17 protein-coding genes and 1 tRNA gene are annotated in these 17956 nt (G+C 35.5%); 3 read left to right on the forward strand and 15 right to left on the reverse strand.

Annotated elements, in window-relative coordinates; genetic code table 11:
• Window positions 1-3: 3 nt before the first annotated feature.
• The 9 genes from pdxA to ruvC form a co-directional block, all read right to left on the reverse strand.
• On the reverse strand, window positions 4-1047 hold the full coding sequence (gene pdxA / locus ACSV4D_RS06720) for a 4-hydroxythreonine-4-phosphate dehydrogenase PdxA (protein WP_439227605.1): 1044 nt from the start codon (window positions 1045-1047) through the stop codon (window positions 4-6).
• On the reverse strand, window positions 1047-1976 hold the full coding sequence (locus ACSV4D_RS06725; protein WP_439227606.1) for a dihydrodipicolinate synthase family protein: 930 nt from the start codon (window positions 1974-1976) through the stop codon (window positions 1047-1049). Before ACSV4D_RS06725 ends, pdxA begins: the two co-directional genes overlap by 1 nt.
• An 11-nt stretch (window positions 1977-1987) precedes the next feature.
• The gene (locus ACSV4D_RS06730) at window positions 1988-3130 is read right to left on the reverse strand and encodes an iron-containing alcohol dehydrogenase (RefSeq protein WP_439227607.1); all 1143 of its coding nucleotides are present in this window, start codon (window positions 3128-3130) and stop codon (window positions 1988-1990) included.
• 89 nt (window positions 3131-3219) lie between these two features.
• Entirely contained in the window at window positions 3220-4227 is a 1008-nt protein-coding gene (locus ACSV4D_RS06735; RefSeq protein ID WP_439227608.1) for a LacI family DNA-binding transcriptional regulator, read from the reverse strand.
• A gap of 123 nt (window positions 4228-4350) precedes the next feature.
• The gene (locus ACSV4D_RS06740; RefSeq protein WP_439227609.1) at window positions 4351-4713 is read right to left on the reverse strand and encodes an MmcQ/YjbR family DNA-binding protein; all 363 of its coding nucleotides are present in this window, start codon (window positions 4711-4713) and stop codon (window positions 4351-4353) included.
• Entirely contained in the window at window positions 4710-5111 is a 402-nt protein-coding gene (locus ACSV4D_RS06745; protein ID WP_439227610.1) for a GNAT family N-acetyltransferase, read from the reverse strand. Before ACSV4D_RS06745 ends, ACSV4D_RS06740 begins: the two co-directional genes overlap by 4 nt.
• Window positions 5108-5857: a cyclase family protein gene (locus ACSV4D_RS06750; protein WP_439227611.1), complete on the reverse strand. Its 750-nt coding sequence runs from the start codon at window positions 5855-5857 to the stop codon at window positions 5108-5110. Before ACSV4D_RS06750 ends, ACSV4D_RS06745 begins: the two co-directional genes overlap by 4 nt.
• Before the next feature lie 249 nt (window positions 5858-6106).
• Window positions 6107-7255: a radical SAM family heme chaperone HemW gene (gene hemW, locus ACSV4D_RS06755; RefSeq protein ID WP_439227612.1), complete on the reverse strand. Its 1149-nt coding sequence runs from the start codon at window positions 7253-7255 to the stop codon at window positions 6107-6109.
• A gap of 66 nt (window positions 7256-7321) precedes the next feature.
• Window positions 7322-7876: a crossover junction endodeoxyribonuclease RuvC gene (ruvC, locus tag ACSV4D_RS06760; protein ID WP_439227613.1), complete on the reverse strand. Its 555-nt coding sequence runs from the start codon at window positions 7874-7876 to the stop codon at window positions 7322-7324.
• 55 nt (window positions 7877-7931) lie between these two features.
• Between ruvC and ACSV4D_RS06765 the strand changes: the two genes are divergently transcribed.
• Together ACSV4D_RS06765 and ACSV4D_RS06770 are read left to right on the forward strand one after the other, a co-directional pair.
• Window positions 7932-8876, forward strand: a complete 945-nt coding sequence (locus tag ACSV4D_RS06765) for a hypothetical protein (RefSeq protein WP_439227614.1) — start codon at window positions 7932-7934, stop codon at window positions 8874-8876.
• Window positions 8873-9970 carry a glycosyltransferase family 2 protein gene (locus ACSV4D_RS06770; RefSeq protein ID WP_439227615.1) on the forward strand — a complete coding sequence of 366 codons (1098 nt, stop codon included), beginning with the start codon at window positions 8873-8875 and terminating at the stop codon, window positions 9968-9970. The genes ACSV4D_RS06765 and ACSV4D_RS06770 overlap by 4 nt, the downstream gene beginning before the upstream one ends.
• 81 nt (window positions 9971-10051) lie before the next feature.
• Here the strand turns inward: ACSV4D_RS06770 and ACSV4D_RS06775 are convergent, their stop codons facing one another.
• A complete protein-coding gene (locus tag ACSV4D_RS06775) occupies window positions 10052-10528 on the reverse strand; it encodes a hypothetical protein (protein WP_439227616.1) in 477 nt (158 codons plus the stop codon).
• A 125-nt stretch (window positions 10529-10653) separates the two neighbouring features.
• On the opposite strand from ACSV4D_RS06775, the gene ACSV4D_RS06780 reads away from it, so the two are divergent.
• On the forward strand, window positions 10654-11154 hold the full coding sequence (locus ACSV4D_RS06780; protein ID WP_439227617.1) for a DUF456 domain-containing protein: 501 nt from the start codon (window positions 10654-10656) through the stop codon (window positions 11152-11154).
• A 116-nt stretch (window positions 11155-11270) separates the two neighbouring features.
• Here ACSV4D_RS06780 and ACSV4D_RS06785 read toward each other — a convergent pair whose 3' ends face one another.
• The 5 genes from ACSV4D_RS06785 to dnaE all read right to left on the reverse strand — a co-directional run bounded on the left by ACSV4D_RS06785 (window position 11271) and on the right by dnaE (window position 17863).
• Complete coding sequence (locus tag ACSV4D_RS06785; protein WP_408081656.1) at window positions 11271-11510, reverse strand: GIY-YIG nuclease family protein; 240 nt, start codon at window positions 11508-11510, stop codon at window positions 11271-11273.
• A 55-nt stretch (window positions 11511-11565) separates the two neighbouring features.
• A tRNA-Asp gene (locus ACSV4D_RS06790) sits at window positions 11566-11639 on the reverse strand.
• 86 nt (window positions 11640-11725) lie between these two features.
• Window positions 11726-12652 carry a DUF58 domain-containing protein gene (locus ACSV4D_RS06795; RefSeq protein WP_439227618.1) on the reverse strand — a complete coding sequence of 309 codons (927 nt, stop codon included), beginning with the start codon at window positions 12650-12652 and terminating at the stop codon, window positions 11726-11728.
• 140 nt (window positions 12653-12792) lie between these two features.
• On the reverse strand, window positions 12793-13110 hold the full coding sequence (gene trxA / locus ACSV4D_RS06800; protein WP_026708908.1) for a thioredoxin: 318 nt from the start codon (window positions 13108-13110) through the stop codon (window positions 12793-12795).
• A gap of 217 nt (window positions 13111-13327) precedes the next feature.
• Entirely contained in the window at window positions 13328-17863 is a 4536-nt protein-coding gene (gene dnaE, locus ACSV4D_RS06805) for a DNA polymerase III subunit alpha (RefSeq protein WP_439227619.1), read from the reverse strand.
• Window positions 17864-17956: the final 93 nt, after the last annotated feature.

Consider the following 17956-nt stretch of genomic DNA (forward strand, 5'->3'; position numbering starts at 1 on the left):
CTTCTATTGATTGTCTTGTTTATTTTTATGAAGTTTAGCTGCATATTCGATAGCAAGAACCATAGCATCCGGGCTGGCAATGCCTCTTCCTGCAATTTCCATAGCCGTACCGTGATCTACCGAAGTTCTGATTATGGGTAAACCTAATGTGATATTTACACCTCTTACACTCTTCATTTGTCCTTTAGACTGATCCCAGTTGAATCCAACTGTTTTAAATGGAATATGTCCCTGATCGTGATACATCGCCACACAGCCATCATAAACACCTCCAATAGCTTTTGGAAACAAGGTATCGGCAGGAATTGGACCTTCTACATTAAAACCTCTTTTTAGCGCTTCCTGAACTGCCGGGAGAATTTCCTGTTCTTCTTCCCAACCAAAAAGCCCTCCGTCACTGGCATGCGGATTCAAACCTGCTACTCCAATTTTAGGATTTATAACTCCTAATTTTTTACAGGCATGATCAATAAGCGAAATGGTATCCAGAATTCGGTCTTTTTTAACCAGATCGCAAGCTTGTCGCAATGAAACATGCGTTGAAACGTGAATCACTCTTAAATTTTCTTCTACCAATAACATTCCGTATTTTTTAGTATTGGTAAAATGTGCATAGATTTCGGTATGCCCGGCAAAAACGTGTCCTGCTTTTTGGATGGATTCTTTATTGATTGGTCCTGTAACGGTTCCGTCAATTTCTCCGGCTAAGGCCAATTCGATATTTTTAACTACCGTCCTAAAAGCTACGTCTCCGGCTTCAGCTGTGATTTCGCCCATTTTTAAATCGGCGATATTCATATAATTCAAATCAAAAACATCCGCTATACCTTTTTCGAATTTGGCGTCGGCAATTTTTGATATTCTGTTTATTTTTAAATCCAAACCACAAAAAGCAATCGCCTGTTCAAAAACATCAGCTTCACCTACTAAAACGGGGTTACAAACTTCATAAACTTTAGAATCTAATAAAGCTTTTACAGCTACTTCAGGTCCTATACTTGCGGGATCTCCCATTGTTACCCCTAATACTGGCTTTCTATTCTCCATTATTCAATACTGTTTAAGCTTTTTAAATCGTTTCCGTAGTGGTTTATTTTTTCTGTGGCTATCTTTTCTTCTTCTTCATTTAGGTTTATCATTGGCAGCAAAACTTCTTTTGAACATAGATTATATTTAGCCAATAAAAACTTCAAAATCGGTATAGCATTGCACAAAATTTGGTTTTCCTGATACACTTTAGAAATAGCATCGCTTTTTTCCTGTGCTTTTTGTGCTGCTTCATTATTTCCTGAAAGAACACTTTCGTAAATAGTGCTGTACAATTGCGGGGTTAAATTTCCTGTACTTGGTACTAAACCATCCGCTCCAAGCAACATTCCTTCATATGATTTAGCTGCCCAGCCTAAGAGATAAGAGAAATCTTCGCGATCTTTCCAAAGTCCGATGGCTTTTTCCATACGTTCTTCACCTCTTTCTGACTCTTTGTAACCTACAATGTTTGGGTGCTCACTCAAAACATCTGCAGTTTCTAAATCAATAGACATATTAGTAGTCATAGGCATATTATACACAATTAACGGCAAGGAAACAGCCGAGGCTAACTGCTGATAATAATTTAAAATATGATTTTGATTTAACGGATAATAATAAGGTACATGAGCGACTAAAACATCAACACCTAATGCTGTATATTGATCTGCCTGCTCTAGTGATTCCTGAAAAGAATTCCCTGAAATCCCGGCATATATCATTGCTTTTCCTTTAGCAACTTCAACTGTTTTTTTTACTAATGCTACTTTATTTTCGAAAGTAACTGAACTGGATTCCCCGGTAGTACCTAAAACAAAAGGGTGGCATCCGCCCTGAATTAAGTGATTAACCAAAGTACTTACGGCATCCAAATCAATATTCTTATCTGCGCGCAATGGCGTTACCATTGGCACAACTACTCCACTATATTTTTTACTCTTTTTCATTCTTTATTTTACTAAAAAGCAGCTTTGTAAATGGCTATTGCATCATCAACCGCAATTTCTCTAATATTATTTTTTAATAATCGTTGTACTTTAACAGCTCCTTCGGCTAATTGAGGAATCGATTCTTCTTTAACTCCTGCCTCGCTCAAAGTTAACGGCAGACCACAATCTATAATTAATTGCTTCATGATTTTTACTCCTTCTAAGGCTGTTTCCTTTGAAGAAGCTTTTCTTTCGGCTCCTAAAACCTCCGCAATTCTTTCATATTTACTACAATCAGCTTCTATGTTATATTCCATCACATACGGCAATAGTAAAGCATTCGATAATCCGTGCGGAATATGATATTCTACTCCTAATGGATATGACAAAGCGTGTACAGCAGCCGTATTTACAGGACCAAGACACATTCCTCCATACATACTTCCTAAAGCAACCTGTGTTCTGGCTTCTAAGTCTGTTCCATCGTCACAGGCTCTTTTCAGGTATTTTGCAATAAGCCTGACACCTTCCAAAGCATACAAATCCACAAAGGGATGTGCAAATTTATTGGTATATGCTTCTAAACAATGCGTTAAGGCATCAATTCCTGTTGCAGCTGTTATTTTTTTAGGCAATAAAACTGTCAATACAGGATCGATATAAGCTGCGTCGGGAACTAAATACGGACTAATAACACCTACTTTTTCTCCTTGATTGTTTACAAAAATAGCGTTAGGTGAAACTTCACTTCCTGTTCCGGAAGTTGTAGGAATACAAGCGACATAAGTTTGTCTTTCCTTTAGGTTTCCATTTCCTTTAACTTCTTCTAAGGTTTGAGAATTCTTCAATTGTGCTGCCACTAATTTAGCAACATCCAACACACTTCCTCCACCGATACCTACCACGCTGTCAGCATCAAAATCTTTCGCTTTTAGCAGAATTTTGTCAAAATCATCAAATGTGGGTTCCCCAACAATAGTTTCATCTACATAAACATCAACTCCGTGTGCTTGTAATTGCTGTATAAAAGGAGCCAGAGTGTTATTAAGTTCTGCTATACTTAACAGAAACATTTTTTTAAAGCCCTTTTCAACAAAATCACTAACAAACCGCTGCATACTTCCCTCCCCGAAAACAACGCGATTAGGATTTAAAATTACAATTTCTTTCATTCTTTCTTTTTTAACGCACTCCATTCTCAACACTGCAAAATCCTTTATCATTAAAAATGTAAACGTTTACATTTTTAATGATAAAAAAACTACTCCAATCGAGTAGTTGACTTTCTTAGTATTAATTCTGTTTTTAATATAATATTTTCTTTGTTTTTTTCAGGATTCAAAATTCTTTCATAAATCATTTCAGCAGCTTTTCTTCCCATATCAAAACCCGGCTGACGTACCGCTGATAACGGCGGATTTAGTGAAATAGACCATGGCATATCATCAAAACCGATTATTGAAATTTCTTCCGGTATCTTAATATTATTTGCATGAATAGCCTCTAAAGCTCCCAAAGTCAACAAATTATTTCCGGAAAAAATAGCTGTAGGTCTTTCTTTTAATTCTAAAATCTTATTCGCAATTTCAAATCCACTTTTATAATCGGTGTCTCTGGAAAAAATTAATTTTTCATCAAAAGCTACCCCATAATCACTTAAGGCTCTTTTATACCCGGCCAGACGCTCTATATAAGTAGGAATTTTAAAATTTCCCGAAATAAATGCTATTTTTCTATGACCAATGCTTAACAAATGATCAATTGCATTAAAAGCACCTTGTTCATTATCCACTTTTACTACATCAACATCAATCTCCGTTAGCCCCCTGTCAATACAAACTACAGGAATATTCTTCTTCACCAGATTTTCAACTCCTTTATCTTTTCCGTGAATAGGAGCCACTATAAGACCGTCAATATTTTCAGACTGAAGAATATCCAAATACAACTTTTCTTTCTTTTCATCCTGTCCAAAATTACCTATCATAACTGCAAAATTGTTCTGATATGCATAATCTTCAACACCTCTGACAACATCTACAAAAAAAGGATTTTGGATATCGGGAATAACCAGACCTAACAATTTAGTTTTGTTATTGGTACTTCTTAAACGTTGTGCCACACGATTAGGCTTGTATTCTAAGGCCTCAATGGAAGCCATAACTTTAAGCATAGTAGCTTTGCTTACCTTAGGATCATTGTTGATTACCCTAGATACTGTGGCTATAGAAACCTTAGAATGCTTTGCTACTGACTTTAAATTTGACACAATGTAAACGTTTACATGACAAATATGTAAATTTTAATCTTAAAAAACAAATTTTATAAACTTTTGTTTTTTTATTATCTTAAAAGAATAATAAAACTTCTGATCAACATCTAAAAACCCTAATCAACTCAGCAATTCCTTTTGAATATTCTTCGTTAAACTACTAAAAACCAAACCGTAAGAATGATCTATCATTTCTTTTAAAAATGAATCCGAAACATCGGTATTGATAGCCACTGTATTCCAGTGCTTTTTATTCATATGAAAACCGGGTTCAACCGCTTCAAACTGCAATCTCCACTCGACAGCAACCTCAGGATCACATTTCAAATTAACTGACGGCTGCCCTGACTCCCATTGTTTTAACGACGAAAGGGCAAACATCTTTCCTCCCACCTTAAAAACCAAAGTATCCTGATCAAAAGGAAAATGCTCCGTAACCCCTTTTTTGGAAAGACAATATTCATAAAAAGTTTCTAAATTCATAGTATTATTTTTTCCATTAATTTCTCCGGATGTGCCAATAATTTGAATCCAAATTTCTCATATAAAAAATGAGCATCCGTAGTAGCTAATCGCCAGATTTTTATGTTTTGCAATTCCGGTTCGTTCATCATAGCATCTATTAAAAGTGACGAATAGCCATTTCCCCTATGTTTTTCATCAATAAAAACATCCATCAAATAAGCAAAAACTACATAATCCGTAATCACTCGTGCAAAACCTATTTGTTGATTGTCTGAATAAATCCCAAAACAAAAAGAGTTTTCGACACAAACTTTAATCTCTTCTATAGTCCTTGGTGCTGACCAGTAAATATCCTTCAAAAAATCATGAATAAAAGGAATATCTAATTTATTTTTATCGGTACAAACGGTAATCATATTTTGTATAAAACAGGTTTACTAGGACTGGCATCATTTTCAAAAGAAGCGATTTGCAAATTCAACAAATAACTTCCGTCTTGCACCTCATCAGGCACAAAAATCATTTCCGTAATAGTACAATTCAATCGGGCATCAACATTCAGATTATCCACATCTTTCACATTCCAAAATGCTTTATGCGCCAATAATTTTCCTTCGTCATGCTCTTTGTCCACACTGGGTAAATCAATCAAAAGATGTTGAATTCCGCTTTCGCGAATGAAAACCGCTGCTTCTTCGGACAAATAAGACGGATTGCTATTGGAATAATTTTTATGTTTTTTAAGTCCAGAATTGGGTAAGGTTCGAATAATCAATGCTTCAGTCGTTTTCCCTTTCAAAAGATGCTCAAGCTGATTTTTAGCAATTACCAAATCATCTCCGTGAATTTCCGGTTGAACAGAAATCAATTCACCAAAAAAGAAAAACGTTTTCAAACATTGGTTAATACTAAAAAAATCTTTAGTAATATGACCCAAACACTCGGTATGTGTACCGTGGGCATGCGGATTAAAGAAGATATTATTAAAGTTGGTCGAAGCACCATCTTTCACACTTCCAATCCATTCTCCAAAAAAAACAGGTTTAATTTCCGGTTTATCCAGATACCAGGCAATAGGGTTCTCATCCGTATTCGTTAACGGAATGGAAATATCTATAGGTTTTGATAAATCGACTTGGAAATTATTTATTGTTGCTATCATTTATGCTGAGTTTATTTCAGCATCTCTTATGAGATACATTTATAAACTCAAATATAAATCTTTTAATTCTGGATTTACTAATTTTATCAAATTCAATTTCCAGTCTTTATGCCAGTTTTTTAATCGTTTTTCTCTTTTGAAAGCATCTGAATAATCATCAAACTCTTCAAAATAAACCAATATTATTCGTCAAAATATATACATATCCTTTTTCCATAATCATAGTATTAAAATGCTAAGATCCTGAAATTAATTCAGGATAAACAAATCACTTGCAATCCCATCCGTCAAAAACTTTCCCTTTGAAGTAGGTCTCAAAATATCATTTTCAATAAAAAGCAACTCATCATTCAGGAATTTTTGGGATTGTTTTACCAAATAATCCAAATAATCTTGTCCAAATTCATTCTGAATTCTGTCTAATGAAACGCCCCAAATCGTTCGCAATCCCGTCATAATATATTCGTTATAACGGTCTTCCACAGATAACTTTTCGGTTTCATTGGGCAATTGATTTTCCAAAATAGATTTTATATAAAGCGAATTATTAGCAATATTCCAACTTCTGGAAATCCCATCGTAACTATGTGCCGAAGGACCAATTCCGATGTATTTTTTACCCAACCAATAAGCCGAATTGTTCTTTGAAAAATAATCTGGCTTGCCAAAATTGGACAATTCATAATGCACAAATCCGTTTCGCTCTAATGTTTCTACCAAAAGCATAAAATGTTCCGAGGCTACTTCGTCTTTTGGTTCGTCAATTTTACCGTTTTTAATCAGTTTATTCAAGGCCGTTTTAGGTTCTACTGTCAAAGCATAACTAGAAATGTGTGGAATTCCAAAACCCAAAGCCGTTTCTATATTTTGCAACCATTTTTCGTTACTCATTCCCGGAATTCCATAAATCAAATCCAGAGAAATATTATCGAAATATTGAGTGGCTAGTTCCAGGCATTTTTTCGCTTCTGCCGCATTATGCGCGCGATTCATCATTTTCAAATCCTCTTCATAGAAAGATTGAATCCCAATAGACAGACGATTAATCCCTAATTGTTTCAATGCTACCAAATATTCTTCCGTTAAATCATCCGGGTTGGCTTCTAATGTTATTTCAGGAGTATCGCAAACAGTATAATTCTCATAAATCGAATCCATCAGCAATCTCAAATCTTCAATTTGCAACCTGCTTGGCGTTCCTCCTCCAAAATAAATGGTTTCAATAAGCTCATCTTTGTCACTTCGAGCGCAGTCGAGAAGCTCATTTTTCCGCATTTGAATTTCTTTAGCTAAAGCCAAAACCATTTCATTCTTCTTTTTCATCGAAGTCGAAAAATGGAAGTCACAATAATGACAAGCCTGCTTGCAAAAAGGGATATGGATGTAGATTCCGCTCATTATTATAGTAGTCAGTGGTCAGTAGTCAGTAATCAGTTCTGCAAACTGAATACCGAATACTGAACACTATTTCTTAATTCGTTCTTCGTTTTGTTTTACAAAAGCATCCCAACCGGAATAACTTTTGCCAGCCACCATTTTTCCGGAATTGAAAAAATGACAAACTGCAGCTGCTAATCCATCGGTGGAATCCAGATTTTTAGGTAACTCTTTCAGTCCTAAAAGCTGTTGCAGCATTTTAGCCACCTGTTCTTTACTGGCGTTTCCATTTCCGGTAATCGCCATTTTTATCTTCTTCGGTTCGTATTCTGTAATGGGAATCCCTCTCGAAAGTCCTGCTGCCATAGCCACACCTTGTGCACGACCTAATTTCAGCATCGATTGTACATTTTTACCAAAGAAAGGAGCTTCAATAGCAATTTCGTCCGGACAATGGGTTTCAATTAACTCGATGGTACGCTCAAATATGATTTTTAGTTTTTGATAATGATTGTCATATTTAGATAATTGTAATTCGTTAAGCTGAACGAATTCCATTTTTTTATTGATCACACGTATCAAACCGAAACCCATAATGGTTGTTCCGGGGTCAATTCCTAATATGATGCGTTCGTTAGCCAAAAGATTTATTTAAAGATTAAAGAACAAAAATTAAAGTTTTCGTTTCTTTGCAACAATGATTTCAATTCCTCACAAAACTAAGCAATTCCTCGTACTTCTAATCAAAATTCTGATTATAGGTGGCGCCTTTTATTTTATTTACAACCAACTGGCGAATAACGACCAACTGGACTGGCAAAAATTCATCATTTTATTCAAAAAAAATCAATCGGTTTCAGGGATTCTTTTTATTCTGTCACTGAGTGTTTTGAATCGCTATTTTGAAATTCTAAAATGGCAAAATCTGGCACAGTACATTCGTAAAATTTCAGTATCCGAATCCACTCAGCAAGTGCTGGCAGCCTTAACTGCAGGATTATTTACGCCCAACGGCGTGGGTGAATATGCCGGAAAAGCATTGTTTTTCAAAAAATCAGAGGCTAAAAAAATAGTTTTCCTGAACTTGATTTGCAACGGAATCCAAATGGTTTTAACCGTAATTTTTGGATTATTTGGTTTACTATATTTTAATTCCCTTTTTAATGTGATTACTCCAAGAACTGTTGTGCTACTTTTTGGAATATTGCTTGCTGTTATCGCTTTGCTTTTTTCGATAAAAAAAATAACAATTAAAGGCTATTCGATAGAAAAACTCATTCATAAAATTAACGAAATTCCGAAAAGCATTCATCAAAAAAACACCCTTCTAGGGACTTGCCGCTATCTTGTTTTTTCGCATCAATACTATTTCCTGTTTTTAGCTTTTGATGTTCATTTGCCTTATCTCACGCTTATAGCTACCATTGCCAGCGTTTACTTTTTAGCTTCCTCTTTGCCTACTTTTCAGTTTTTAGACTTTGCCGTAAAAGGAAGTGTTGCGATTTATTTCTTTGGAATTTTAGGAGTAAACGAATGGATAGTGGTTTTTATTTCCACCTTGATGTGGTTTCTTAATGTCGTTATTCCTGTTATTATTGGGAGTTACTATGTATTGAATTTCAAATCCGAAAAAATTGCATGATGTTTCTGCTAACCATCATATTGAGTGTATATCTAGCGAGCATTTTGCTTTTAATTTATGGTTTTACCAAAGTAAAAAACTATGATACTATTAGTTTAAAACCAAAAACCACTTTTACAATTGTAGTTCCTTTCCGGAATGAGGCTGAGAATTTACCCCTACTCTTAGAAAGTATTTCGAGACTGAATTATCCAATGGATTTGTTTGAAGTGGTTTTAGTAGATGATGATTCAGATTTCAGCTTTCAGCTTTCAGACTTCAAATTTCAGATTTCCATAATCGACAATATTCGAGTTTCCAATTCTCCTAAAAAAGATGCTATAACAACAGCCATGCAAATTGCTAAAAACGAATGGATTATTACCACCGATGCAGATTGTGTAGTTCCCGAAAACTGGCTTTTAAGCTTAGACAATTACATACAAACGCATCAAGTTGCTATGATTGCTGGAGCGGTGACTTATGAATGCAATAATTCTTTTTTACATCATTTTCAGCAACTAGACTTAGCTAGTTTGCAAGGAGCAACTATTGGCAGTTTTGGGATAGGAAAAGCTTTTATGTGTAATGGGGCTAATCTTGCTTACACCAAATCACTATTTAAAGCCCTTAACGGTTTTGAAGGAAACAACAACATTGCCAGCGGAGATGATGTTTTTCTGCTTCAAAAAGCTATTAAACAATTTCCGGAAAAAGTGCATTATCTAAAATCTGAAAATAATATTGTGAGTACAAAACCTTTGGATGATTGGAAATCTTTATTTTACCAAAGAATCCGTTGGGCTTCTAAAACGAGTTCATATCAGAGTAATTTCGGAATTACTTTAGGGTTAGTTGTATTTACAGGGAATTTTATTTTGGTTTTGAGTTATGCGTTATGGTTTATGGGTTTTATTCCATTTCTTAATATTTTTATATTATTCTGTTTAAAATTTACTGTTGATAGTATTTTGATTTATAAAACCCATCAATTTTTAACACAAAAGAAAATGCACTATTTGGTTTTAAGCAGTTTGTTGTATCCTTTTTTTAGTGCCGGAGTCGCTTTGTACTCCTTATTTGGAAAATATGAATGGAAAGGAAGACGGTTTTAGCCCTGATGGGAAACGGCATCCTTTTATGCCGGTGTTCGGTATAAAAGATACAGTGGACAGCAGGAATAGCTTCTAAAACAACTATTCTACTTTAATAATAACAGGAAGAATAAATTGGGTTTTTACAGGAATCCCTTGTTTGATAGCCGGATTTACTTTAGGAAAATCTACTAATTTCACGTGCAAAATGCTGTCAATTTTTATCGTATCATAAGCAGCAGAATCTTTAGGAAACTGTGGTTCAAATTGCATTCTGGAATCCGGAAAAACAGTTACTTTGACTTCAATTGTATCCAATTCAGGATACAAAACAGAAAGTGTGTCTACTTGTAATTTTTCCTGTATTAATTGAGTCAAATATTCAAAAAAACATTGTTTGCGTTGTATTTTATCTTCTAATTTATCGCAATCTGCAAATGAAGGGTACTCATCTACTTCTTTCCAATTAATGGCTTTCAGTTCCTTTTGCAATAATTCTTTTTCTGACGGCACTTGCTTCTCGAAGTATTGACAGGAAGTAACTATAATGAAAAGTAAAAAAAAGTAATAGTGCTTCAAGGTTTAGAATTTGAATTGGAACAATATTTTATAAAAATACAATTATTTTTTTTGAGATGCTTTGGAAAGCAAATAATCTTTAACTTTCTGTAATTTATTTTTCAAAATTACTAAAAATTTAATTTATGGATATTTTTCTTTTCATACTTAGTCTAGCCTGTATGCTTGTTGGGATATTAGGCAGTTTTTTACCTGTGCTTCCTGGCATAAGCATTAGCTGGCTGGGAATTGTGTTACTTTATTTTACAAATGTAATCCCGGCTAATTACTGGGTTTTAGGAATTACCTTGTTAGTAGTAATACTTTTCTCGATTGCTAATTATATTTTACCTGCCAAAGGAACTCAGCGATTTGGTGGCAGTAAGGCGGGAATTTGGGGAACAAATATTGGACTTATAATTGGTTTATTAGCTCCTATTCCATTAGGATTTATAATTGGACCATTTATAGGTGCGCTAATTGGGGAGTTATTTTTTGATTCAAAAAATGCAAAAGAGGCACTAAGAGCTGCAACCGGATCTGTTTTAGCTATTTTAGCCTCAGGTTTTATTCAGTTTATGTTGTGCGTGATTTACTTTGGAATATTTATTTCCATTGTCTGGCGCTATAAAGAGATTCTTTTCTGACTAAAAATTTCAGCTGTAAAAAAGCCTTTCCGTTAAGAAAGGCTTCTTGCAAAATTTGCGGTCTGGACGGGACTCGAACCCGTCTCGTCCCAAAGACGAGATGACAAGCATATCTTCTAACCTTGTATTAATTTTTGGATTGATGTTCTATTTAATTTTTTTAGTCGCTTTTCTTCAATTAAAGCTAGTTGTTTGGTTTCATATTCGTTTATGTAAACTAATGTCCAGTCATTAGCCCTCGATGTAAATTCACTTTTGCCTAATAAATGCGATTCTAATCTTCCTTTAACATTGGAAGTAAAACCTTTGTAGTAAACATCAAGACTTGCGGAGTATAAAATATAGACATAAAACATAATGCAATATAATAAAAAAAGCCTTTCCGTTAAGAAAGGCTTTTTGCAAAATTTGCGGTCTGGACGGGACTCGAACCCGCGACCCCATGCGTGACAGGCATGTATTCTAACCAACTGAACTACCAAACCTCTGCTTTATTGCGGTGGCAAAGATACAATAGATTTCTGTTTACACAAGTGTTTTTATTAAAAATAATAATATTTTTTTTCACCCATTACCCAAAGTTATGTTTTTCAGTTAAATAGGTTAATATTATTTTTTCAAAATCCTCTCTTACATTTGCAGGAACGTACATAATTTTGTTTTGAGCACAACTCATATCAAGCTTTTTAAAGTATAATGCTACTTGGTGTTCATATGCTGACTTGACATTTTCGGCAAAAACTGAAATTTCATCCCCTGTTTCAACATCAATAAATTTTCGGGGCGCATTGTCAAAATCAAAACTGAATTCTGTCTTCCCGTCAAAAACATGAAACAAAATTACTTTATGTTTGTTGTGTTTTAAATGCTGCAAAGCACTTAACAACTTATCCTCATCCGCTGTTTGAAACATATCTGTAAACAGAATAATCATCGAACGACGATGCATTTTCTCTGCTATCTGATGCAAATAAGTAATTGTATCAGTACTTTTTTTGACAACTGATTCTTTTAAAACATTTTCAAGTGCATTTAAAATCATCCGATGATGCCTGTCACTTCCCTTTTCAGGAGCATAATATTCGTAAGTATCCGAAAAAACACTTAGGCCTACTGCATCTCTTTGTTTCTTTAAAAGATTCATCAAAACAGCCGAAGCCAAAACCGAAAAACCAATTTTATTTTCATAAAAATGCTGACTCCCTTTTAATTTGGGAAAATGCATGGAAGAGGAGTTATCGATGATAATATGACAACGCAGGTTAGTTTCTTCCTCAAATTGTTTGGTATACAATCGATCTGTTTTTGCAAAAAGCTTCCAGTCAATATGCTTGGTGCTTTCGCCCACATTATAAACTTTATGTTCTGCAAACTCAGCTGAAAATCCGTGAAACGGACTCTTATGCATACCCGAAATAAAACCTTCCACAACCTGATTAGCCAACAATTCTAAATGTTGGAAACTGGATATTTTTTCTATTTGTGATTCTATCTTCATCTCTCAAATGTATTAAAAAGATAATAGATAACAGAGAAAAGAAGGAAGAGAAAAGATGACAGATTCTCTAAACTCTTCCAAACAAAAAAAAGGCTTGACTTTCGTCAAACCTTTTTCTCATATAAATTATAATCTCTCGATTACAACAAAGCGTCTAAACTATCTGCGTAAGTTTGTTTCGGAGCAACTCCTACTTGTTTCCCTACGACTTCTCCGTTATGAAAAACCAATACTGTAGGTATGTTTCTCACTCCGTATTTTGCAGCAAATTCCTGGTTTGCATCAACGTCTACTTTCCCTACCACAACTTTTCCGTCGTATTCAGTACTCAATTCGTCAATGATTGGACCAACCATTCTACATGGTCCACACCATGCTGCCCAAAAATCTACCATTACAGGTTTATCTGATTTTAAAACTACTTCTTCAAAAGTAGCGTCTGTTATTGCTAATGCCATATTTCTTTATTTAAAGTTTATAAATCTAACGTCTAATTCCTTAAACACTATGCAAATTTAGAAATTAAAAACCAACAAAACACCATTCCAAAATTAGTTTTGGCTATTAATGTATTGTTAATTATTATTAGCAGCTATTCCTGCTGTTCACTATATCTTTCCGGCCGAACCCCGGCCAGAAAGGATGCCGTTTCCATCAGGGCTAGGATTTAGCGGTTTAATTCAACTTAAAATTCACCTGCATTTTCTCTAATTCCTGCAACAATTCATTAGATATTTTAATTTTCAACCTTCGGCTTGGCATACTTAATTTGGTTACAACCTTTACTTCTTCAACCTCAGTAACCTGAACGGCTTTATTTTCGGAAATATCCGAAACCTCCATATCTTCACTTTCATCTTCAAAAACAACTTCTTCGTTTTCCTCAGCACTGGTGGTTTCAATCAGTTTTTTGATTTTCTCTATTTCCATCACCTCAAAAGTCACCTGATTATCTCCTTTATTTTCACTAAAAAGACGGCTTAGTTTATGAATAAATTCCGGTTGCAAATCCTTAATATTGAGCAATACAATTAATTTTTTAGCCAGAGCCTCTAACACATCCTGCAATTGTTTTATCTCGACAAATTGAATTCTCGGATCTCCTTTTTTTCCTGTATCCTGATTCATCCAGCCTTCCTTGACCGTTAGTTTTATAAATGTAAAATTGTTCTGAATTAAGAAATGACGAAATTTTAAATATTCTTCACCAAAAATCCTAAACTCATAACTCTCATCATAACCTTCCAGTGAAAACATCCCCCAACCCTTACCATTTTTAGCCACTCGATGCTGGACATCATTAATGATTCCGCCAAAAGTGAGTGTTTTACCCACATAAGCTTCCAGATTCTTAAGTGCTTCCAGCTTTGCATTACAAAAATATTTCATCTCAAATCTAAAATCATCCAGCGGATGACCGGAGATATAAATCCCAACCACCTCCTTCTCTTTAGCCAGTTTTTCCATCGTACTCCAGTCTTCACAAGGCGGAACAACAGGCTCGGCAATTTGCACTTCACTGGTTTCACCAAACAAACTCACCTGAGACGAATTTTCATTTTCCTGAAACTTAGAACCGTACCGGATTGCTTTCTCATAAAAAGTCACTCCATCACCTTCATCATGAAAATATTGGGCTCTGGTAGTTCCTTCAAAAGCATCAAAACCACCGGCTAAAGCCAGATTTTCAATCGCTTTCTTATTGGCTGCACGCAAATCTATTCGTTTAGCTAAATCAAAAATTGATTTGTATTTGCCGTTTTTTCTGTTCTCCACTATCGTTTCCACCGCACCAGCTCCTACTCCTTTAATCGCTCCCATTCCAAAACGAACCGCATAATCATCATTTACAGTAAATTTATAATAGGATTCATTCACACAAGGTCCTAGAACCTGCAATCCCATTCGCTTACATTCTTCCATAAAAAAGGAAACCTGCTTGATATCATTCATATTATTTGAAAGTACCGCTGCCATATATTCTGCCGGATAATGAGCTTTTAAATAAGCGGTTTGATAAGCAATCCAGGCATAACAGGTAGAGTGCGATTTATTAAAAGCATAACTCGCAAAAGCTTCCCAGTCTTTCCAGATTTTCTCCAGAATTTTGGCATCATGCCCTTTTTCCGAAGCCTGTTCAACGAATTTAGGCTTCATTTTATCCAGTACATCCTTCTGTTTTTTACCCATCGCCTTACGCAATACGTCGGCTTCACCTTTAGTAAATCCGGCTAACGATTGGGACAAAAGCATTACCTGCTCCTGATACACCGTAATTCCGTAAGTTTCTCCTAAATATTCTTCGCAGGCATCTAAATCGTATTTAATTTCCTCTTCTCCGTTTTTTCTTCTGACAAAAGAAGGAATATATTCTAAAGGTCCCGGTCGGTATAAAGCGTTCATCGCAATCAAATCCCCAAAAACTGTTGGTTTTAGGTCCTTCATGTATTTCTGCATTCCGGGTGACTCGTATTGAAAAATTCCGACTGTTTCTCCTCTTTGGAAAAGCGCATAAGTTGCTTCATCATCAATGGGAAAAGTATCCGGATTTAATTCAATTCCTGTTCTATACTTAACCAGTTTTACAGTATCTTTTATCAAAGTTAGGGTCTTCAGACCCAGGAAGTCCATTTTCAGTAATCCAGCACTTTCCGCAACCGAGTTATCAAACTGGGTAACATATAAATCGGAATCTTTAGCTGTAGTTACCGGAACATAATTGGTAATATCCGAAGGCGTAATAATTACTCCACAGGCATGAATACCCGTATTTCGCATCGAACCTTCCAAAATCTTCGCCTGCTGAATCGTCTCTCCAGCCAAATCATCTTCATTGGCAATTCCGATTAATTGTTTTACAAGTTCAAATTCATCGGCACCTTTTAATGCTTTTTTAACCTCATCTTCTGATTCAGAAAGGAAACGAGCCAGATTCCACTTACCCGGCATCATAGCCGGAATCAATTTGGCAATTCTATCCGCTTCAAAAAGTGGTAAATCCAGCACACGTGCCGTATCACGAATAGCTGATTTGGTTGCCATTTTACCATAAGTGATAATCTGCGCCACCTGATTGGCCCCGTATTTTTTAATTACATAATCCATTACACGACCACGACCTTCATCATCAAAATCAATATCGATATCGGGCATGGACACACGATCCGGATTCAGGAAACGCTCAAAAAGCAAATCATACTTAATAGGGTCAATATTTGTAATTCCGAGACAATAAGCAACCGCCGAACCCGCTGCCGATCCACGACCCGGACCTACCGAAACATCCATTTTTCGGGCTTCGGCAATGAAATCCTGTACAATCAGGAAATAACCCGGATAACCAGAATTGGAAATTGTAAGTAATTCAAAATCCAATCGTTCCTGAATATCGGGAGTAATATCGCCATAGCGTCTTTTAGCTCCTTCCATGGTTAAATGCCTCAAATAAGCATTTTCTCCTCGTACACCATTATCTTTTTCATCTTCAGGATCCACAAACTCCTGAGGAATATCATATTTAGGAAGCAATACATCCCGGTAAAGAGAGTAAATTTTGACCTTATCCACAATATCCTGAATATTAATCACAGCCTCAGGTAAATCGGCAAAGAGGTTTTTCATCTCATCACCCGACTTATAATAATATTCCTGATTAGGCAATCCGTAGCGATAACCACGTCCACGACCAATTGGCGTTGCCTGTTTTTCACCATCTTTTACACACAATAAAATATCGTGCGCATTAGCATCCTCTTTATTTAAATAATAGGTATTATTAGTTGCAATTAACTTTACGTCATGTTTTTTAGCAAATTCAATCAAGGTTTTATTCACCCTGTTTTCATCTTCCTGATTGTGGCGCATGATTTCAAGATAGAAATCATCTCCAAACTGCTCTTTCCACCAAATTAAGGCTTCTTCGGCTTGGTTTTCTCCAATATTTAGAATTTTACTCGGAATTTCTCCGTATAAATTCCCCGACAAAACCATAATATCTTCCTTGTACTTTTCAACTACTGTTCTGTCAATTCGAGGAACATAATAAAAACCATCTACATAAGCAATGGATGCCATTTTAGCCAAATTATGGTAGCCTTTTTTATTTTTTGCCAACAAAACCACTTGATATCCATTATCTTTTTTGGACTTATCGGTATGGTTTTCACAAATATTAAACTCGCAGCCTACAATAGGTTTTATTTCAGTTTCTGTTGGCTCTTCTCCGGCTTCCACCAAAGCTTTATTTTTAGCAGAAGCTCCTTTGTTGTGATTCATCACTGCACTCACAAAATGAAAAGCCCCCATCATGTTTCCAGTATCGGTCATTGCAACGGCTGGAAAACCATTTTTAGCGGTAGCTGAAACTAACGGCCCTATTCCAATTGTGGATTGTAAAACCGAAAACTGCGTATGATTGTGCAAATGAGCAAACTTAGCCGCTGAAAAATCTCTTTTATCCGCTGCCGAAATAGTAGTTTGCGAAACGTTTTGTTGCGTTTTTTTCAGCTGCTCCCGAATTTTATCCGAAGCCGCTTTTAAATTGATATGTTTTAATCCGATGAGCTGAATCTCTTTCGGATTATTATTTTGAAAATCCTGAAAATAAGAAGCCGGAACGTCCAGTTCTTCCTTAGTAAAAACTTCTCTTTTAATTAATTCTAAGAAACAACGCGTAGTTGCCTCCACATCGGCAGTGGCATTATGCGCTTCCGCAAAAGGAACGTTGAATAAATATTCGTGTAACTCTGTTAAAGTGGGAAGCTTAAATTTTCCCCCACGACCTCCGGGCAATTTCAATAAATTAGCTGTTACCTCTGTACAGGTATCCAAAACCGGCATCGAATCCATAGGCGAATCGACTCCCATTCTGTAAAACTCCGCTCCCATAATATTAACATCAAAACCTAAGTTCTGACCCACAATAAATTTGGCTTTACCTAATGCAATATTAAATTTTTCTAAAACTTCACTCAAAGAAATCCCATCAGTTTCTGCTAATTCAGTTGAAATTCCGTGAATACGTTCGGCATCATAAGGAATATTAAATCCTTCTGGTTTGACCAAATAATCCTGATGTTCGATAAGATTTCCCATCTCATCATGCAACTGCCAGGCAATTTGTATACATCTTGGCCAGTTATCAGAATCGGTTATCGGAGCATTCCAGTTTTTTGGTAATCCGGTTGTTTCTGTATCGAATATTAAATACATAGCTGTAAATGAAGGAATTAAAATTCTGTAATATCACAAAATAAGAATTCCAAATTTAGTTATTTTTTTAGAGGTAAATAAGGGGAAGTTATC

The organism is Flavobacterium sp. ARAG 55.4 (assembly GCF_051846875.1).
In the GTDB taxonomy this organism is placed as follows: Bacteria; Bacteroidota; Bacteroidia; order Flavobacteriales; family Flavobacteriaceae; genus Flavobacterium; species Flavobacterium plantiphilum.

What these genes read in the sequence shown, in the direction of transcription:
- ACSV4D_RS06795 (WP_439227618.1), bottom strand. Translation starts at nt 12,652, where the DNA reads ATGAAGATAGAATCACAAATAGAAAAAATATCCAGTTTCCAACATTTA.
- ACSV4D_RS06740 (WP_439227609.1), bottom strand. Translation starts at nt 4,713, where the DNA reads ATGAATTTAGAAACTTTTTATGAATATTGTCTTTCCAAAAAAGGGGTT.
- ACSV4D_RS06785 (WP_408081656.1), bottom strand. Translation starts at nt 11,510, where the DNA reads ATGTTTTATGTCTATATTTTATACTCCGCAAGTCTTGATGTTTACTAC.
- hemW (WP_439227612.1), bottom strand. Translation starts at nt 7,255, where the DNA reads ATGAGCGGAATCTACATCCATATCCCTTTTTGCAAGCAGGCTTGTCAT.
- ACSV4D_RS06745 (WP_439227610.1), bottom strand. Translation starts at nt 5,111, where the DNA reads ATGATTACCGTTTGTACCGATAAAAATAAATTAGATATTCCTTTTATT.
- dnaE (WP_439227619.1), bottom strand. Translation starts at nt 17,863, where the DNA reads ATGTATTTAATATTCGATACAGAAACAACCGGATTACCAAAAAACTGG.
- trxA (WP_026708908.1), bottom strand. Translation starts at nt 13,110, where the DNA reads ATGGCATTAGCAATAACAGACGCTACTTTTGAAGAAGTAGTTTTAAAA.
- ACSV4D_RS06750 (WP_439227611.1), bottom strand. Translation starts at nt 5,857, where the DNA reads ATGATAGCAACAATAAATAATTTCCAAGTCGATTTATCAAAACCTATA.
- ACSV4D_RS06730 (WP_439227607.1), bottom strand. Translation starts at nt 3,130, where the DNA reads ATGAAAGAAATTGTAATTTTAAATCCTAATCGCGTTGTTTTCGGGGAG.
- ACSV4D_RS06765 (WP_439227614.1), top strand. Translation starts at nt 7,932, where the DNA reads ATGATTTCAATTCCTCACAAAACTAAGCAATTCCTCGTACTTCTAATC.
- pdxA (WP_439227605.1), bottom strand. Translation starts at nt 1,047, where the DNA reads ATGGAGAATAGAAAGCCAGTATTAGGGGTAACAATGGGAGATCCCGCA.
- ACSV4D_RS06725 (WP_439227606.1), bottom strand. Translation starts at nt 1,976, where the DNA reads ATGAAAAAGAGTAAAAAATATAGTGGAGTAGTTGTGCCAATGGTAACG.
- ACSV4D_RS06770 (WP_439227615.1), top strand. Translation starts at nt 8,873, where the DNA reads ATGATGTTTCTGCTAACCATCATATTGAGTGTATATCTAGCGAGCATT.
- ACSV4D_RS06780 (WP_439227617.1), top strand. Translation starts at nt 10,654, where the DNA reads ATGGATATTTTTCTTTTCATACTTAGTCTAGCCTGTATGCTTGTTGGG.